The 17,669-nt window shown below is 65.0% G+C and carries 14 protein-coding genes; 5 read left to right on the top strand and 9 right to left on the bottom strand.

The genetic code is table 11. The features are described 5' to 3' along the window. The 9 genes from hpxZ to ugpB form a co-directional block, all read right to left on the bottom strand. Positions 1-393 (bottom strand): oxalurate catabolism protein HpxZ, encoded by a 393-nt coding sequence (gene hpxZ / locus C7G42_RS03160; protein WP_100179527.1) that lies wholly within the window; start codon positions 391-393, stop codon positions 1-3. A gap of 1 nt (position 394) precedes the next feature. Further along, complete coding sequence (locus C7G42_RS03155) at positions 395-1,789, bottom strand: AtzE family amidohydrolase (RefSeq protein ID WP_199580618.1); 1,395 nt, start codon at positions 1,787-1,789, stop codon at positions 395-397. Between the two features lie 7 nt (positions 1,790-1,796). Beyond that, positions 1,797-1,976: a DUF4089 domain-containing protein gene (locus tag C7G42_RS03150; RefSeq protein ID WP_128930863.1), complete on the bottom strand. Its 180-nt coding sequence runs from the start codon at positions 1,974-1,976 to the stop codon at positions 1,797-1,799. A 29-nt stretch (positions 1,977-2,005) separates the two neighbouring features. Continuing rightward, positions 2,006-3,775: a dipeptide ABC transporter ATP-binding protein gene (locus C7G42_RS03145; RefSeq protein WP_106947614.1), complete on the bottom strand. Its 1,770-nt coding sequence runs from the start codon at positions 3,773-3,775 to the stop codon at positions 2,006-2,008. Positions 3,776-3,866: 91 nt separating this feature from the next. Next, complete coding sequence (locus tag C7G42_RS03140) at positions 3,867-4,766, bottom strand: ABC transporter permease (RefSeq protein WP_106947613.1); 900 nt, start codon at positions 4,764-4,766, stop codon at positions 3,867-3,869. Positions 4,767-4,983: 217 nt separating this feature from the next. Continuing rightward, positions 4,984-5,997, bottom strand: a complete 1,014-nt coding sequence (locus tag C7G42_RS03135; protein WP_106947612.1) for an ABC transporter permease — start codon at positions 5,995-5,997, stop codon at positions 4,984-4,986. A gap of 252 nt (positions 5,998-6,249) precedes the next feature. After that, positions 6,250-7,872 (bottom strand): ABC transporter substrate-binding protein, encoded by a 1,623-nt coding sequence (locus tag C7G42_RS03130; RefSeq protein WP_106947611.1) that lies wholly within the window; start codon positions 7,870-7,872, stop codon positions 6,250-6,252. Positions 7,873-8,248: 376 nt separating this feature from the next. Beyond that, positions 8,249-9,208, bottom strand: coding sequence for an aminoglycoside phosphotransferase family protein (locus tag C7G42_RS03125; RefSeq protein WP_106947610.1), 960 nt, complete (start codon positions 9,206-9,208; stop codon positions 8,249-8,251). 222 nt (positions 9,209-9,430) lie between these two features. Next, a complete protein-coding gene (gene ugpB / locus C7G42_RS03120; protein WP_199580617.1) occupies positions 9,431-10,753 on the bottom strand; it encodes a sn-glycerol-3-phosphate ABC transporter substrate-binding protein UgpB in 1,323 nt (440 codons plus the stop codon). A 198-nt stretch (positions 10,754-10,951) separates the two neighbouring features. Here ugpB and C7G42_RS03115 point away from each other — a divergent pair, with 198 nt between their 5' ends. From C7G42_RS03115 to C7G42_RS03095, 5 genes are all read left to right on the top strand, one after another. Continuing rightward, positions 10,952-11,944 carry a TRAP transporter substrate-binding protein gene (locus C7G42_RS03115; RefSeq protein WP_106947608.1) on the top strand — a complete coding sequence of 331 codons (993 nt, stop codon included), beginning with the start codon at positions 10,952-10,954 and terminating at the stop codon, positions 11,942-11,944. Between the two features lie 6 nt (positions 11,945-11,950). Then, a complete protein-coding gene (locus C7G42_RS03110; protein ID WP_245427501.1) occupies positions 11,951-14,029 on the top strand; it encodes a sensor histidine kinase in 2,079 nt (692 codons plus the stop codon). Then, positions 13,999-15,744 (top strand): ATP-binding response regulator, encoded by a 1,746-nt coding sequence (locus C7G42_RS03105; RefSeq protein ID WP_106947607.1) that lies wholly within the window; start codon positions 13,999-14,001, stop codon positions 15,742-15,744. The genes C7G42_RS03110 and C7G42_RS03105 overlap by 31 nt, the downstream gene beginning before the upstream one ends. 10 nt (positions 15,745-15,754) lie before the next feature. Then, positions 15,755-16,492 carry a response regulator gene (locus C7G42_RS03100; RefSeq protein WP_106948827.1) on the top strand — a complete coding sequence of 246 codons (738 nt, stop codon included), beginning with the start codon at positions 15,755-15,757 and terminating at the stop codon, positions 16,490-16,492. Positions 16,493-16,925: 433 nt separating this feature from the next. Continuing rightward, positions 16,926-17,537 carry a sigma-70 family RNA polymerase sigma factor gene (locus tag C7G42_RS03095; protein ID WP_094892568.1) on the top strand — a complete coding sequence of 204 codons (612 nt, stop codon included), beginning with the start codon at positions 16,926-16,928 and terminating at the stop codon, positions 17,535-17,537. The last annotated feature ends 132 nt before the right edge of the window (positions 17,538-17,669 follow it).

Here is a 17,669-nt window from a genome sequence, read left to right as displayed (position 1 = left end):
TCAGGTCTCTTTCGGCTCGTCGATGATGCTGACATGGGCGGCGACGACGCGCCAGCCCTCCGGGAAGCGAATCCAGGTCTGCATCTGCCGGCCGACCTTGCCGGGCGCCGTGTCGCGATAGAACAAAGTGGAGGCCACGGCCGTGTCGCGGCCATAGCTGGAGATAACGGTCCTTGCGGTGCGGCGATTGAGGCCGACCGGCGAGCGCGCGGCGCGGAAGCCGTTGATCGCCTCATAGCCGTAGAGGTTCTCGCCGATGCCGTAGCGCAGCGTGCGGGGATCGTTGCGGAAGAGCTCGCCGAGCACGGCGACGTCATTGGTGATGAGCGCCTGCTCATAGCGGTCGAACGCGGCTTTGACTTCCGCGATCACCTCGGGGAGATCGATCTCCATGTCAGAGTCCTCTCGGCGATGGCGCAGCGGCCACGCCCATCTTTTCCAAGGCGTGCGCGACGCGGAGCGCGATGTCCTCGCGCCAGGGCGCAGCGATGATCTGCACGCCGATCGGCAACGGCTCGAGCGGCACGGGCACGGCGACCACCGGCAAACCGATGAACGAGATCGGCTGGGTGTGGATGCCGATATTGGCGCGCACCGGCAGCTCGACACCGTCGAGGTTGAAATTCACCTGGCCGAGTTTCGGCGCGGTGCAGGGCGTCGCCGGCGCGAGCAGCACGTCGACCGACTTGAATATCTCGGCGAGTTCCGCGCGATACCAGCGGCGGAATTTCTGCGCGCGGTCGACCAGCGCTGCCGGCACCATGGCGCCCGCGATCAGCCGGTCGCGCACGGCCGGATCGAAATCGTTCGCGCGCCGGCGCAGGCGATCGAGATGCAACGAGGCACCTTCGGTGGTGGAGATGACATAAGCCGCCGCGCGAGCGCGCGCGGCCTCGGGAATGTCGACCACCTTCGTTGCGCCCAGCGCCTTGGCGACACGGCTGACGGCCTCGACCGCTTCGGGAAACACGTTCTTCTGGAAATACCCGCCGGCGATGGCGATGCGTAGATCCGAGACCGGATTGGCGATCAGCGGCAGCGTCGGCTCCAGCCCGCGCGTGGTGCAGGCGCTGTCCTCCGCGTCCGGGCCCTGCATCGCATCATAAGCGAGTGCGAGATCGGCGACGGAGCGCGCGAACGGACCGAGATGATCGAGGCTCGCCACGAACGGAAACGAACGCGCGCGCGACAGCCGGCCATAGGTTGGCTTCAGGCCGAAGATGCCGCAGAACGAGGATGGCACGCGGATCGAACCATTGGTGTCCGAGCCGAGCGCGATCGGCACCAGCGCGCCGCCGACGGCACTGCCCGAGCCGCCGGACGAGCCGCCGGTCATCCGCGTGGTGTCGTGCGGATTGCGCGAGGGGCCGTCATGGACGTTCTCGCCGGTGAAGTCGTAGGCGTATTCGCCCATGTTGAGCGCGCCGACCAGCACGGCGCCGGCGGCTTCCATGCGCTCGATCAGCGTCGCATCGCGCGCTGCGGGCGCGCGATCGCGGTTGATCTTCGAGCCTGCGCGGGTCGGAAGCCCGGCGACGTCAAACAGGTTCTTCACGGCGAAGGGAACGCCGGCGAGCGGGCCGATGTCCTTGCCGGCGGCGATATCGGCATCGATCGCGCGTGCCTTGGCGCGGGCGCGATCTGCGGTGACGTCGGTGAAGGAATTGAGGATGCCGTCGTGCTGCTTGATGCGCGCGAGAGCGGCTTCGGTCGCATCGAGCGCGGACATCTTGCCGCCCGCAACCGCCTTCGCGATTTCGGCGGCCGTCATCTCTGGCTTGCTGGTCATGGCAGCATCAGGCGGTGAAGATCGGCGCCGGCTCGGTCTCGTCCGGCAGCGCGAATTCGTCAACCAGGCGGCCAAGCCGCAGCGACACTTCGAGATTGGCACGCACCGCAGGCCTCCAGGCTTCCTCGACCGGCAGCGCCAGCGCTTTCGATACGGCGTCGATATAATCGTCCAGCGGCTCGGCCATCACGCTCCCAACAATCTCTCAGTGCGCGCTCAGTGGACCTGCAACGGCGGATGCGGGATCGCCGTCAGCAGCTCCTTGGTGTAGTCGTCCTGCGGATCGCTCAAGACCTGCTCGGAAGAGCCCTCCTCGACGATTCGACCCGTCCGCATCACAATGACACGATCGCACAACAAGCGCACTACGTTCAAATCATGCGAGACGAACAGATAGCTCATACCTAGCCGTGCTTTCAGGTCCTGCAGCAGGTTCAGCACGACCGCCTGCACCGAGACGTCCAGCGCCGCGGTCGGCTCGTCCAGGATCACCAGCTTCGGATGCAGCGCGATGGCGCGGGCGATGCCGACGCGCGCCTTCTGGCCCCCGGAGAGCTGGTGCGGGAAGCGATCCAGCAGATTGTGCGGCAGGCCGACCATGGTGGCCAGCTCCTCGCAGCGGGCGCGGAGCGCATCGCGGCCCCTGATGTCGCTCAATTGCATGATGGGATCGGCGATGGCGCGCGCGGCGGTGAAGCGCGGATTGAGGCTGTCGGTCGGGTCCTGGAACACCATCTGGATGCGGCTGCGCTGCGGCAGCCGCGCGAACGACGCAGGCTGGATGGCGCCGATGTCCTCGCCGTCGAACTGGATCAGGCCGGAGGTCTGGTCGAGCAGCCGCATCACCATCATCGACGTGGTCGATTTGCCGCAGCCGGATTCGCCGACCAGGCCGACGCTCTCGCCATGGCCGATCGAGAAGCTGATGCCATCGACGGCGCGGAACACGTCGGGCTCCACGGGCGGCTTGCGGCCGAACAGCTTTCCCAGCGTGGCCGTGGCGCCCTGGCGAGGATATTCCTTCACGAGCTTTTCGATGAGGAGAAGGGGTTTTGCGTTCTCGTCGCCCCCGGGCTTGACCCGGGGGTCCATCGACTGAGACTGGTCTTGCGAAGCGTGATGGATGGCCGGGCCGGGCCCGGCCATGACGGCGGAGCCCTCCTCCTCCGGCAGCAGATCCCGCAGGCTCACGCCGAGCCGCGGCGTCGCGCGCATCAGCTTCTTGGTGTAGGGGTGCTGCGGATTGGCAAAGATGTCGGCGGACTTGGCGGTCTCGACTACCCGACCCTTTTCCATCACCACCACCCGATCGCAATAGGCGGCAGCGAGGCCGAGATCGTGGGTGATCAGGATGGTCGACATCGCCTTGCGTTTTGTCAGCTCGACGATCAAATCCATCACCGCCTTCTGGGTGGTGACGTCGAGGCCGGTGGTCGGCTCGTCCGCGATCAGCAGTTGCGGATTGCAGGCGAGCGCGAGCGCGATGACGACGCGCTGGCACATGCCGCCGGACAGCTCGAACGGATAGGCGTGGTAGCGCTCGCGCGGGCGGGCGATCTTGACCTGTTCCAGCGCCTCGATCGCCTTTTCTCCGTGGTCCGAAACCGTCGCCTGCTGCACATGGGTGCGCAGCACGTCCTCGATCTGGTCGCCGACTTTCCGGATCGGGTTCAGCGCCGCGCGCGGGTTCTGGAAGATCATCGAGACTTCGCGCCCGCGCAAATCGCGCATCTGGTCTTCGGTCGCCGCCTTGACGTCGATGCCGGAGAACATCACCGAACCCTCGGCGATCCGGCCGGCGCGGTCGAGGATGCGCATCACGGCGTAGGAGGTCACCGACTTGCCGGAGCCGGACTCGCCGACGATGGCGAGCGTCTCGCCCTTGGCGACGGAGATGTTGACGTGCTGCACGGCCTTGACGATGCCGCGGCGGGTAGAAAATTCGACGGTGAGGTCCTGGACGTCGAGCAGTGGCTGGGCGGTCATGCGGGCCTACCAACCAAAAAATGCGAAAACAACCCCATGCACAGTAGAATGGCATTGAAATCGTTGAGGAATTTTCGACGAAAATTGGCCATCACGTCCTCCGCTGGGGGTCGACGATGTCGCGCAGGCCGTCGCCGAGGAGGTTGAAGCAGAACACGGCGATCATCAGCGCGAGCCCGGGGAACAGCGCGATCCACCACTCGCCCGAGACCATGAAGCCCGCGCCTTCGGCGACCATGATGCCCCATTCGGCGGTGGGCGGCCGGACGCCGAGGCCGATGAAGGAGAGGCCTGCGGCATTGAGGATGGCGTAGCCCATGGTCAGCGACATCTGCACGATCATGATCGGCATGATGTTCGGGAGGATGTGCACCAGCAGGATCCGGAATTCGCCGTTGCCGGAGAGGCGCGCGGCCTGCACGAAGCCGGCGTTGCGGCGGACATTGGCTTCGGCGCGCGCGACACGGGCATAGAGCGGGAAGTTCACGATGGCGGTGGCGAGGATGATGTTCTGCACGGTGTTGCCGAGCGCTGCGACGATGCCCATCGCCAGCACGAACAGCGGGAAAGCCATGATGGTGTCGGCGATGCGGCCGACGATGCGATCGGTCCAGCCGCCGAAATAGCCGGCCGCGATGCCGGCAAGGCCGCCCATCAGGAACACCAGCACCACGGAGGCGACCGCGATGAAGGTGTCGAGCCGTGTCGCCACGATGACGCGGCTGAAAATGTCGCGGCCGAGCTGGTCGGTGCCGAACCAGTGCGCTGCCGACGGCGGCTTCAGCGCCGCTGCAGTGTCGGACGCCAGCGGATCATACGGCACCACATAGGGGCCGAAGATCGCGGCGATGAGGATCAGAACCAGCAGCGCGAAGGCGAAGCCGGTGACCTTGTTCTCGCCGAGCACGTAGCGGGTCTGTTCGAGGATCGCAGTCAGTCCCGACGTGCGCGCGGGACCGACGGGTTCAACAGCAGGCGCAACGGAGCTCATGGGATCACTCCTAGATGTTGTATGACCGAACCGGCAAACCGCGGGAGTGCCTTACCTCTCCCGCTTGCGGGGGAGGTCGGCGCAACGCGCCGGGTGGGGGCTCTCTCCACATTGGGACTCTCACCCGCGGAGATACCCCCTCCCCAACTCTCCCCCGCAATCGGGAGAGGGAGCGCACCGTCGTCGGCGTTTGCACCGGACGAAGCCACATCATGGTTCAGCCCTCCAGTCTGACGCGCGGATCGATCACGCCGTACAGGATGTCGATCACGAGATTGAGCAGCACGTACATCACCGCCATGGTCAGCACGAAGCCCTGCACCGGTGCGAAGTCCGACGAGATCAGCGCTTCCACCGCGTAGGAGCCGATGCCGGGCCAGGCGAACACTTTTTCCACCAGCACGTTGGCCCCCAACAGGAACGAGAACACCATGCTGAGCGTGGTGATCACAGGCAGCATCGCATTGCGGAATGCGTAGGTGACGATGACGGTCGCAGGCGACAGGCCGCTGGCGCGGGCGGTGCGGACGAATTCGGACGACAGCACCGCAAGCATCGAGGCCCGCGTCATGCGCGCGATCGGCGCCAGCGAGAAGATCGCAAGCGTCGTCGCCGGCAGGATGAGCTGGCTCAGTGCCGAACGGAACGCTTCGAGGTCGCGCGCGATCAGCGTGTCGATCAGATAGAAGCCTGTGACCGTCGGCGGCGCGCTGTAGAACACGTCGAGACGGCCGAGCGGCGCGGGCGACCAGCCGAGCCGGAAATAGAAGACATAGACCAGCACCAGGCCTGTGAAGAACACCGGCAGCGACACGCCCGCCGTCGTCGTGACGCGACATAAATGATCGACCCATGATCCCGGCCGCGTGGCCGCCAGCACGCCGAGCGGAATGGCGATCATGACCGAGACGATCAACCCGAGCAGCGTCAGCTCGGCCGAGGCCGGCAGGCGGTTGCGGATTTCGGCTGCGACCGGCTGGCCCGTGGTCAGTGAGTTGCCGAAATCGCCGTGGGCGAGGTCGTTGGTGTAGCGGAAGAACTGCTCGATCAGCGGCTTGTCGAGGCCGAGCTTCTTGCGGATCTGCTCGACCGCCTCCTTGGTCGCGGCAGGGCCGGCGAAATAGGCGGCGGGATCGCCCGGCAGCGCGCGCGTCAGCAGGAAGGTGACGATGACGACGCCGATCAGCGATGGAATCGCGAACATCAGGCGCTTGCCGATCATGGTCAGCATGGGGTGCTCCCTGTGGTGAGGAGAGGTGACGCAACAGGCACGACCGCGCTCCCTCTCCCGCTTGCGGGGGAGGGTTGGGGTGGGGGTGCCTCTGCATAGGGGCTCTTCGTGTGGAGAGAGCCCCCACCCGCCGCGCTCTTTGAGCGCGTCGGCCTCCCCCGCAAGCGGGAGAGGCGAACAGAGCCAGCCGATAGGCCTCCGAACACCATATACGATTGCCTCGCCCTACTCGCTTTTCGCCACTCCGCTTCCTCACCCCTTCGCCATCGCGCGATAGTCCAGCCTGCGGTGGAACCAGTACTGATAGCCGCTGATGTTCTTCTGCATCGCGACGTTGACGAAGGGCTGGTACAGCGGGATGCGCGGGATGTCGGTGAAGGCGAGATCGACGAAGCCCTTCACGTCCTTGTCGTAGGTCGCGGTGTCGCCGATGGCGGCGGCCGTGCGCGCGCCGTCGATCAACTTGTCCATCTCCGCCGACTTGTAGCTCATGGTGTTGAAGACGGAATTGTTGCCGTGATAGCACCAGTAGAAGAAGTACTCGGGGTAATCGAGCCAGCCCGAGAACACGTTGGTGAAGAGCGGCATCTCCTTCTTGTTCAATTCGGTGCGCCAGTTGGCGCCGGGTACCTTGTTGATGGTGGTCTTGATGCCGATCTGCGCGAGGCTTTCCTGCACCAGCACGCAGAGCGGCTCGTTGACGCCGGCGAAATTCAGGTCGAACGAGATCGTGGTCTCGAAGCCGCCGGCCATGCCCGCTTCGGCCATCAACGCCTTCGCCTTCTCGATGTCGGTATTGTATTTGTGCGGCTGCGGCCAGGCGACTTCGGTGGCCTTGTCCTTCGGCGCACCGAACATCGGGTTGGCGAGGCCGAACATCACCGCGTCCATGATCTTCTGGTAGGGCAGCGCGTAGGCGACGGCCTGACGCACCTTGGGATTGTCGAAGGGCGGCTTGGTGACGTTCATGCCGATATACTGGATGCCGTTGGAGAACGGCAGCGACACCACGTTGAGCTTGCCGTTGGCTTTCATCTCCTGAAAGTCCTTGTTGGGCAGCTCGTAGGAGATGTCGGCGTCACCGCGTTCCAGCAGCGCGCGGCGGTTGCCGGCCTGCGGCACCATGCGCCAGATCACGCGCTTGATCTTCGGCAGCGGACCGCAAACCCAGTCGTCGTTGCGCTCCATGATGACTTCGGTGCCGGCGGTCCATTTCGTCACCTTGTAGGCGCCCGAGCCCGCGGTTTGCTGCTTGGTGAACTCGAGACCCCAGGGATCCTTCTCGCTGGCGTTCTTCTTCACCAGCTCGGAGTTGACGATGCAGGGCACGATCACGGCGAGATCGGGAATGGTGAGCTTGTCCTTCTTCAGGAAGTCGACGCGCACGGTGTGGTCGTCGATGACGACGAACTGCTCGGGCTTCGTGAGAGACCCCGCGCTCATCTGGAAGGTCGGAAAGCCGCCGACGCTGACGGCGCGGTCCAGGGACCACTTCACGTCCCTGGCGGTCACGGGCGTGCCGTCGTGGAATTTGGCGTTCTTGCGCAGCTTGAACGTGACCGACATGTCGTCGATCTTGAACTCCTCGGCGAGTTCGCCCTTGAACTTGTCGCGATCGTAATAGGGCACGCCGCCGGGGCCGCTCTTCATCTCGTGGCTGATCAGGCGGTCGTAGCAATTCCAGGAGACTTCATAGCCGGGCACGTTGGTGCCAACGCCGTGGATATCGAGATTGTTGGGGCCGCCCTCCGAGACGATCAGCAACGTCTCCGAGCGGGCGTCGGCATAGGCCGAGGAGATCACCTGCGGCATGGCCGGAAGCGCCGCTCCGGCGGCCAATCCGGAAACGGACTTGAGGAAATCGCGACGCTTCATGGCAATGGCTCCAACACAAAGTTTTTGGTTGGAACCGGATTCGCAAGGTTCGTGCCAAGGCTTAACGGGGATTTACCACCGAGGTACTGGACTGAAATTGCTATAAAAATTTCGACTTAAGCGGATCGCGGCGTTCGCCTCGATCTCGCAAATTGCATACAAAGATGCAGATTTGCTCATTTTGTGAGCTAAATCTGACGGGCGCCCTCGCAATAGGCACCGACATCATTCCGGGGCGATGCGCAGCATCGAGCCCGGAATCCATCGGGCGGCAGTACGTCCTCGGCGATGAATTCCCAGGTGCTCGTTGCGCACCATAGCTCGCCGCTCCGCGGCGCCCCGGAATGACGGAGAGTGGTGGGGAAAGCGCGCCCGCTCACCCCGCCCAGATCAGCTCCTGCAACTCGACCAGATTATCCGCCTGCTCCTGCCAGCCATCGATGCAGATGTGGCTGTCGAGGTCGCTGGCGCGGTGCAGCAGCATCAGGGCCATCAGCCGGCGCTTGAGCGAGTAGTCGAGCTTCTCATAGCCGAAGCCTTCGAGCAGGCTCCTCACCCTGCCCGGCCGGCCCGCCGCCATGAACGCGCTGGGGCCGAGCAGATCGTAGTCGCGCCATCCCGCCAGCACGTCGCCGAAGTCGAACAGGCCGGCTAGCGACCATTGGCCGTCATCGCAGGCGAGCAGGAAGTTCTCCGGAATGTATTCGCCGACCAGAAAGACCGGCGGCGCGTCCATCGGAATGAGGTTCTCCGCATCGCGCAGGAGATCGTCGAGGCCTTTGAGAAATTTCGGCGCGAGGCCGAGGCGCGTGTGCCGGGCCTTGCAGCCCTGCATCTGGAGACGCATCAAGTCGTTCCAGCGCGGCTCGACGTTCACGAGCGGTCCGAGCGGGACGTGCTGGACGCGCGCGATGGTCTCGCCGATCTGGCGCAGCAGGCGCTCTTTCTGGTCTTCCGGCAATTGCGGCCACACCTCCGAGCCGAGCGTGCCTGTGAGACGTGTGATGACGAGATAAGGCCAGCCGTCGCGCGTCCCCTCGGCGACGATCTCGGGGATCGGCAGATCGAGATGGCCTTTGAGCTGCATCAGCGAGCCGCGCTCGGAGACGAATTGTGCGTGCAGCATCGGCGGGAAGATTTTCAGGATCAGCTTGTCGCCGAGGCCAACCACGAGATTGGTGCCTGTCACAAACACATGCGGCGCAGCGATATCGAGACCGTGACTGCGGGCGATCTCGAGCGCGATCGGCAGCCATTGGGAGGGATGGGATCGGAAGGCGCGGAAGCTCGTGGCGTCGGTGAAGGCCGGTAAGCCACGCAATGGAGTGGACATCATTTTGGATGGCTCAACGGTAGGCGCTTGATTGACTCAGTGCGAACCGAGCAGGCGGTGCACCTCTCCCGCTTGCGGGGGAGGTCGGCGCGAAGCGCCGGGTGGGGGCTTTCTCCTCTGGGGGATTGTCCCGTTGTTGAGAGAGCCCTCTCCCCAGCCCTCCCCCGCAGGCGGGGGAGGGAGCGCACCGCCCGCGCGGCAGCAGCGGCGTTCAATCGCGGCACGCTACCGGTCCGGACTTGCGCGCTCAAACTGGCGCAGGATCTTGTTGCCGCGCTCGACCGCGGCATCGAGCGCTGATTGCGCACTCTTCTGCCCGGCGAAGGCCTGCTCCAGCTCGTCCTCGATCGCGCCGCGGATCAGGACGAAGGAGCCGAGCCGGATGCCTTTCGAGTTCTCCGTCGGTGGATTGAGCGTGATCTCCTCGAACGAGATCGCCGCGCCCGGATTGCGCTCGTAAAAGCCCTGCGCGCGCGTCAGCTCGGAGGCAGCGCGGGTGATCGGCAAGTATCCGGTGTTCTGGTGCCAGGCGGCCTGCACGCCGGGCTGCGCCAGATAGGCGAAGAATCGCGCCACGCCCTTGTATTCCTCGCGCGGGCGGTCGCGCAGCACCCACAGGGTTGCGCCGCCGATGATCGAGTTCTGCGGCGCGCCCTTCACGTCGGGCCAATACGGCATCATGCCGTAGCCGACCTCGAATTTCGAATTCGCCTTGATGTCGGCGCGCGTCGCCGAGGAGCCGATGAAGATGCCGCATTCGCCGCGCTGGAAACGCGGCTCGGCCGCTTGTCCGCGGCCGCCATAGTCGAACGATTTCGTCTTTTGCCATTCGGCGAGCTGGGCGATGTGCTTGACCACGACCGGATTGTTGATGGTCAATTCCGCGTCCAGCCCGGCAAAGCCGTTGCCGCGCGTCGCCAGCGGCAAATTATGGAAGGCGGAGAAATTCTCGACATGGATCCAGGACGGCCAGGACGTGGTGAAGCCGCACGCAGCACCGCGGTCGCGCAGGCGCTTTGCAGCCGCGCCCAATTCAGGCCAGGTCTTCGGCGGCGTCTCCGGATCGAGGCCCGCATCGCGGAACATGGTCTTGTTGTAATAGAGGATCGGCGTCGAGGAATTGAACGGGAACGACAGCAGATTGCCGGCCGCATCGGTGTAATAGCCGGAGACGGCGGGCAGGTAGTCGCTGAGCGAGAACGGCTCGTTCATGTCCCGCATCAGGCTGAACACCGGATAGATCGCGCCCTTGGCCGCAGTCATGGTGGCGGTGGCGACCTCGTTGACCTGGACGATGGCGGGCTGGCTGCGCGAGCGGAAGGCGAAGATCGCGGCGGTCACCGTCTCGGTGTAGTTGCCCTTGTAAACGGGCACGATGCGGTAGTCGGACTGCGCGGCGTTGAAGTCCGAGGCGAGCTTCTCGAGCTGGCGGCCGAGCTCGCCGGACATGGCGTGCCACCAAGCGATGTCGGTGGCGGCGCGAGCAGGAGCTGCCAAGGAGAGCGCCGCAAGGATGGCGAGTAACAAGAGGCGCGATGCTGACGTCACGATGGCTTTTCTCGTTTCTCACGCCAAACGGCGGGCGACACTGCTTACGGCGCCTCCCCAGCGGTTTCAACCGGCAACGCATCCCGGCCGCGCTGCACAATCGGCCGTACCCGCAGCGGGTAGCCTTGGCCTTCCCATCTGCTAGATTGCATTGAACCTTTTGCTCCCGCCATAGACTCCATCACCGAGGGGTTGAGTGTGCCAGTGCTGAGCCGTGCCGAACTCTCGCGGACCGGGGTGATCTTCGTCGCGCTGCTTGCCGTCTTCATGACGGGCGCCGTTGCACGCGAATTTCGCGCCGCCGATACCCAGACCGAGGATTACCCGACGGTCCAGGCGCTGCGCTACATGGGCGCCCTGATCGCCGAGCGCAGCGGCGGCCGCCACGAGATCAAGGTGTTCCACTCCCGCCAGCTCGGCGAGGAAAAGGAGACCATCGAGCAGACCCGGGCCGGCGCGATCGACCTCAACCGGACCAACGTCGCGCTGATCGGAAACTTCGTGCCGGCGATGAACGTGCTCGCCATGCCGTTCCTGTTCCGGTCCATCGAGCACATGCAGAAGGTGCTGGATGGGCCCGTCGGCAGCGAGATCCTCGATAGTTTCGAGCCCTATGGCTTCGTCGGGCTGGCCTTCTACGATTCCGGGGCGCGGTCGCTCTACAACGGCGTCCGGCCGGTGAAGTCCATCGCGGATCTCAAGGGATTGCGGATCCGGGTGCAGCAGTCGGAGTTGATGAGCCAGATGGTCCGCTCGCTCGGCGCCGAGCCGGTCGAGATGCCCTATGGGCAGGTGCTCACCGGGCTCGCCAACCATCTGGTCGACGGCGCCGAGAACAACTGGCCATCTTTCGTGACGACGGACCATTACAAGCATGCCGGCCATTACACGCTTACCGAGCACACGATGAGCCCTGAGGTGCTGGTGATCTCGCTGAAGGCCTGGCGGAGCCTGTCGCCGGACGATCAGAAGATCTTCCGGGAGGCCGCGCAGCGCTCCAGCCGGTTCATGCGCGAGAAATGGCGCGACCTGGAGGAGCAATCGCAGCGCAAGGCCGAGGCCGCCGGCGTCACCATCATCAGGGATATCGACCGCAAGCCATTCGAGGACGCGATGGTCCCGATCTACGCCAAGGCGGCGCGTGATCCCGCCGCGGCCGCGCTGATCGAACGCATTCGCAAGGTGGAGTGAGGCCTGTTGACCGGGCTTGGACACAGCGAGCACGCAGAGCGGCCGTCGGGCCCGATCGGACGGCTGCGCGCGCGCATCGTCGGGGCGCTGCGGGCGGTGCCGATCCGCTGGCGCATCCTGTCGATCGCGGCGCTGAATTCCGCCGTGGTGGTGGTGCTGGCGGCGATGATCTGGAACGGCGCGCAGGTGCTGGGCTCGGCCTGGGACGACGTGCGTCAGGTGCGCGAATCCGACCGGATCCTGGCGCTGCTCGAAAGCGAGACCGGGCGGCTGCAGAACCTGATCCACCGCTACATCAACCAGCCGAGCCCGGACCTGTTCGCCGAGATCCTGCTGCTGCGCGAGGCGGTGCTGGGCACGCTCTCCAACCGCGCCGCCAAGGACCCGATGCTGTCGGGCTCGGTCGAGGAGCTGGAGCGCACCACCGACCGCTTCCTCAACGGCTTCGGCGAGCTGCGCGGCGTGCAGGCGACCATCGCCAGGACCTATGAGGAGCAGGTGCAGGGGCCTGCCCGTGACATGGCCGGCCTCTATTCCATCATCGAAGGCGCCACTGGCCATCGCGACGCGCTGATCTGGCCTTCGCTCGGCAAATCCCGCGAGGCCTTCACCGCGATGCTGGTGGCGGCCAATTCCTATTACCTGTCGCTGTCGACGGGCGCCGCCGACGACGCGCGCCGCAACACCGAGACGATCGAGAAGACCATCCCCGTGATGATCGATCTCGCCGACAACGATCTGCAGAAGATGGCCTTGCGGCGACTCGGCGCCCGCACCGCCGCGCTGCGCGAGGGCTTTGCAAAACTCTCCGAGCAGCTTGCGAGCCGCACCGAGCTGCTCCGCAACACCATCGACGCCAGCCAGGCCGAGGCGATCGGCGCCATCGACGACCTCTCCGGCAAGATGCGCCAGCGCGAGCAGAAGGCGCAGGAGACCTTCGACCGCACGCTGGCGGATATTTCTCGCCGGGTCCTGACGATCGCGGTGATCTTCCTCGGCATCATCCTCACCGCCGGCGTGCTGATCGCGCTATCGATCCGCCTGCCGCTGCAGCAGATCTTGACCGCGATGCGCGCGATCACGCTTGGCGACCTCGGCCGCGAGGTGCAGGGCACCAAGGCCCGCGACGAGGTCGGCGCGATGGCGCGCGCGGTGGAAGTGTTCCGCGAGAACGCGATCGCGAAGCGCCAGACCGAGGACGAGCTGCGCGCGTCCAAGGAGAAGGCCGAAAGCGCGCTGCTTGAGCTCAATACCGCCCAGCAGAATTTGATCGATGCCGAGAGGCTGGCGGCGCTCGGCGGCCTCGTCGCCGGCGTCGCGCACGAGGTCAACAACCCGATCGGCATCAGCCTCACGGTGGCCTCGAGCTTTGCCCGGCGCAGCGAGATCTTCGAGGCCCAGCTCAGGGGCGACGGCGGCCTGCGCCGCTCGCAGCTGGAGGAGTTCGTGCAGTCCTCGCGCGACGCCTCGCAGCAGCTGGTCGCCAATCTGCAGCGCGCCGGCGAGCTGATCCAGTCGTTCAAGCAGGTCGCGGTCGACCGCTCCCATGCCGAGCGGCGGCAATTCTCGCTCAGCGAGGCCACCGACCAGATCATCGCGAGCCTTCGCCCCGTGCTGAAGCGCTCGCCGATCACGCTTCAAGTCGACGTGCCCGAGGGGCTGCTGCTCGACGGCTATCCCGGCTCCTATGGCCAGATCCTGACCAACCTCTTCCTCAACGCCGCCAACCATGCTTTCGCCGACGGGCGCGCCGGCACGATCACCATCTCGGCGCGGCCGCGCGGGACCGACGACATCGAGATCATCTTCACAGACGACGGGGCCGGCATGACCCCCGATGTGCAGCGCCAGGCCTTTGACCCTTTCTTTACCACCCGGCGCAATGAAGGCGGTACGGGACTTGGCCTGCATATCGTCTATAACCTCGTCACCCAGCAGCTCGGCGGGCGCATGATGCTGGAATCCAAGCTGGGACAAGGCACCACTTTTCGCATTATCATGCCCCGGGTCGCCAAGGGCGGCGCGCAAAGCACAGAAAGTGACGGGACTTCTCAATGGCCGAACAGGACGATGTCCTCCACCTGATCGACGATACCGGTACCGCGTCGGAGGATGCCAACGCCCGGAAATGGAAGATCGCCGTCATCGACGACGATCCGGCCGTGCATGACGGCACCCGCTTTGCTCTTTCGGATTACAGCCTGAACGGCCAGGGCCTGGAGATTCTGTCGGCGCATTCCGCGGCAGAAGGCCGCACGCTGATGGCCGCGCACAACGACATCGCCGCGGTGCTGCTCGACGTCATCATGGAGACCGATGTCGCAGGCCTCGAGCTGGTCGAATACATCCGCAACGAGCTCAAGAACGAGACCGTGCGCATCATCCTGCGCACCGGCCAGCCCGGCCAGGCGCCGGAGCGGCGCGTGATCGTGCAGTACGACATCAACGACTACAAGGCCAAGACCGAGCTCACCGCCGACAAGCTGTTCACCTCGCTAACCGCGGCGTTGCGCTCCTATCAGCAGCTCGAGCGCATGCTGCAGACACGGCGCGGGCTCGAGATCATCATCGACGCGGCCTCGACGCTGTACGATTTCAAGTCGATGCAGCGGCTCGCCGAGGGCGTGCTGACCCAGCTCGCCTCGCTGCTCAACGTCGATTGCGCCGGCATACTGGTTTTGCGCGACAATGGCGGCATCGACCCCGAACTCTCGGTGCTCGCCGGCAGCGGCTGCTACAGCCGCTTCATCGGCACCACCTCGTCCAAGGCGCTCGACCCCGATCTGCGCGCGATGGTGGAAGCCGCCTTCCAGGGCCGCAAGAACGAATTCGCCGACCACCGCAGCGTGATCTATCTGCGCACCGGGAGCGGCCGCGAGGTGGTGGTGCTGCTGCAGGCCGAGCGCGAATTGTCGGAGACCGACCGCTCGCTGGTCGAGATCTTCTCGAGCCGGCTCTCGATCGCCTTCGACAACGTCATCCTCTATCAGCAGCTCCAGGACGCCAACACCCAGCTGGAGGACCGCGTCGCCCAGCGCACACGCGCACTGATGCAGGCCAACCGCCGCCTGTCGGCGCAATGGCTGCGGCTGCAGCGCGCCAACGGCTTCAAGAACGAGATCCTGGGCACGGTCGCGCACGATCTGAAGAATCCGCTCGGCGTCATCCTCGGCCGCACCGAGATGCTGAAGGAGCTGATCTCGACCGGCGCCTCGGAAAGCGGCGTGGTCGCCCAGGTCGACCACATCCGCGACGCCACCAAGCGCCTGACCACGATGGTCGACCATCTGATTTCGGACGCGATGGCCGACGCCTTCGACATCACCATCCGCCGCGAGCCGGTTGACGTCGCGGCTCTGGTCAAGGAGGTCGCCGAGGCCAACCAGCCGCTCGCCGTCAACAAGCAGCAGGCGATCGGCGTCACCGCGCCGCCCAACATCGTCACCATGTGCGACACCGACCGCATCCGCGAGGCCATCGACAACCTGATCAGCAACGCCATCAAATACTCGCCGATCGGCGGCAGGATCGACGTAGTCGTCAGCCATGAGGGCAGCGAGACCATCGTGCGCGTGAGCGACGAGGGCGCCGGCCTTTCGCCGGAGGATCTCGGCCGCCTGTTCGGCCGGTTCCAGCGGCTATCGGCCAAGCCGACCGCCGGCGAAAGCTCGACGGGCCTCGGGCTATCCATCGTCAAGCGCATCATCGACATGCATGGCGGCGAGGTAACCGCCGACAGCGAAGGCCCCGGCAAGGGCTCGACCTTCACCATCACCCTCCCCGCGACCGAACTGCCGTGATTTGGAAGCCATGACCCAAAGCCAGCACATCATGATCGTCGACGACGAAGCCCCGGCCCGGGAGATGGTCGGCGATTATCTCAAGATGCACGGCTTCACCGTGACCCTGTGCGACGGCGGCAAATCGTTGCGGACCGCGATCCAGGGCGGCATGCCCGATCTCGTCGTGCTCGATCTCAACATGCCCGAGGAAGACGGCCTCTCGATCATCCGCGACCTCAAGAGCCGCATCAACGTGCCTGTCATCATGCTGACGGCCACCGCGAGCCCGATCGATCGCGTGGTGGGGCTGGAGCTCGGCGCCGACGATTACGTGGCAAAACCCTGCGAGCTGCGCGAACTGATGGCGCGTATCCGCTCGGTGCTGCGCAGGAGCGTGCCGGCCAGGGCAGCAGTGCCGGAAGCTGCAGCCGCGAAGTCGGACAAGGAGCAGCTGGTGCGCTTCGGCACCAAATGGCTCGATCTCGAAGCCCAGGCCTTGCGCGACGACGAGGGCAACGAGCATCCGCTGACCGCCTCCGAGTTCGGGCTCCTGAAAGTGTTCGCGGCCAATCCGAAGCGCGTGCTGTCGCGCGAGCGGCTGCTGGAATTGGCCAATGCGCGCGACGCCGAAGCCTTCGACCGCGCGGTGGATCTCCGCATCATGCGCATCCGCCGCAAGATCGAGCCCGATCCGACCAAGCCCGCCGTGATCCGAACCATCCGCGGCGGCGGCTATTTGTTCTCGCCGCAGGGCGAGAAGGCGTAAGGGCAGGCGGCAAATACAGCTGTCATCCCGGGGCGCGCACAGCGCGAGCCCGGGATCCATAACCACAGAGTGTGGTGATGAAGCCGAGCTGGTAACTCCGAGTCTTCGTCAAACTGCTCCTGGGATTATCGGTCCCGGGCTCGCTTCGCGCCCCGGGACGACATGAGAGTGTCTGGCGCGACCGAACGCCCAACCCAAAAATTCGTTCCCGGCGGTTCGGAGCGCCGCAAAACGTCCACCCCCGTATTTTCCGTACATTGAAATTGCAAGCTTTTTTGCCCCTAATGTTTCGTCGCAGCCCCCCCGACGAAACAATTTGGCGGCGCACGAAACCATTTTCCGCTTTTCGTGCAGACGTCCCGAAACGTTGGCTCATTAACACTTTGGTCCAAGGAAACGCCGCTCGGTTGCGGCGCTACGGGGAGCCAAGTCAATGCGGAATGTCATCGCCATCAACGCCCAGGCCAGCCAGAGCATCATCGCCGCTCAGGCGACTTCGGACGATATGCTTCTCGAGAGCATTGCCGACGGCAACCGGACGTCGATGCATATCCTTTATTGCCGCCACAATGTGCGGGTGTACCGCTTCATCCTGCGCATCGTGCGCGACGCCACCGCGGCCGAAGACCTCGTGAGCCAGGTGTTCCTGGACGTGTGGCGGACCGCCGGCCAGTTCCAGGGCCGCTCGCAGGTTTCGACCTGGCTGCTGTCGATCGCCCGCTTCAAGGCGCTGACCGCGATGCGCCAGCGCCGCTTCGAGGACATCGACCAGGAGGACGTGCGCCAGATTCCCGATGGCTCCGATACGCCGGAGACCTCGCTCGACCGCAGCGACACCAGCGCCATCCTGCGCGCCTGCGTGCAGAAGCTGTCGCCCGCGCATCGCGAGATCATCACCCTCGTCTACTACCACGAGAAGTCGGTGGAGGAGGTCGGACAGATCATCGGCATCCCGCAGAGCACGGTGAAGACGCGGATGTTCTACGCCCGCAAGCAGTTGGCCGAATTGCTTAAGGGAGCGGGCGTCGAGCGCTTTGCCGCCTAAGGCCAATGAATTCAGAGGGATAGGGCCGTCGATCTGGCCCGTCCCGAACACGGAAGTGTTACCGCCGACGAAACAATTGAAACAAAGCACAACATCAGGCGGAAAAACTTCCCCCCTACAAAGGTCACATAC

Source organism: Bradyrhizobium sp. MOS003 (genome assembly GCF_003020125.1).
Taxonomy (GTDB): Bacteria; Pseudomonadota; Alphaproteobacteria; order Rhizobiales; family Xanthobacteraceae; genus Bradyrhizobium.
The sequence above is the reverse complement of the archived record's forward strand: the minus strand, read 5'-3'. Positions and strand labels throughout refer to the sequence as shown.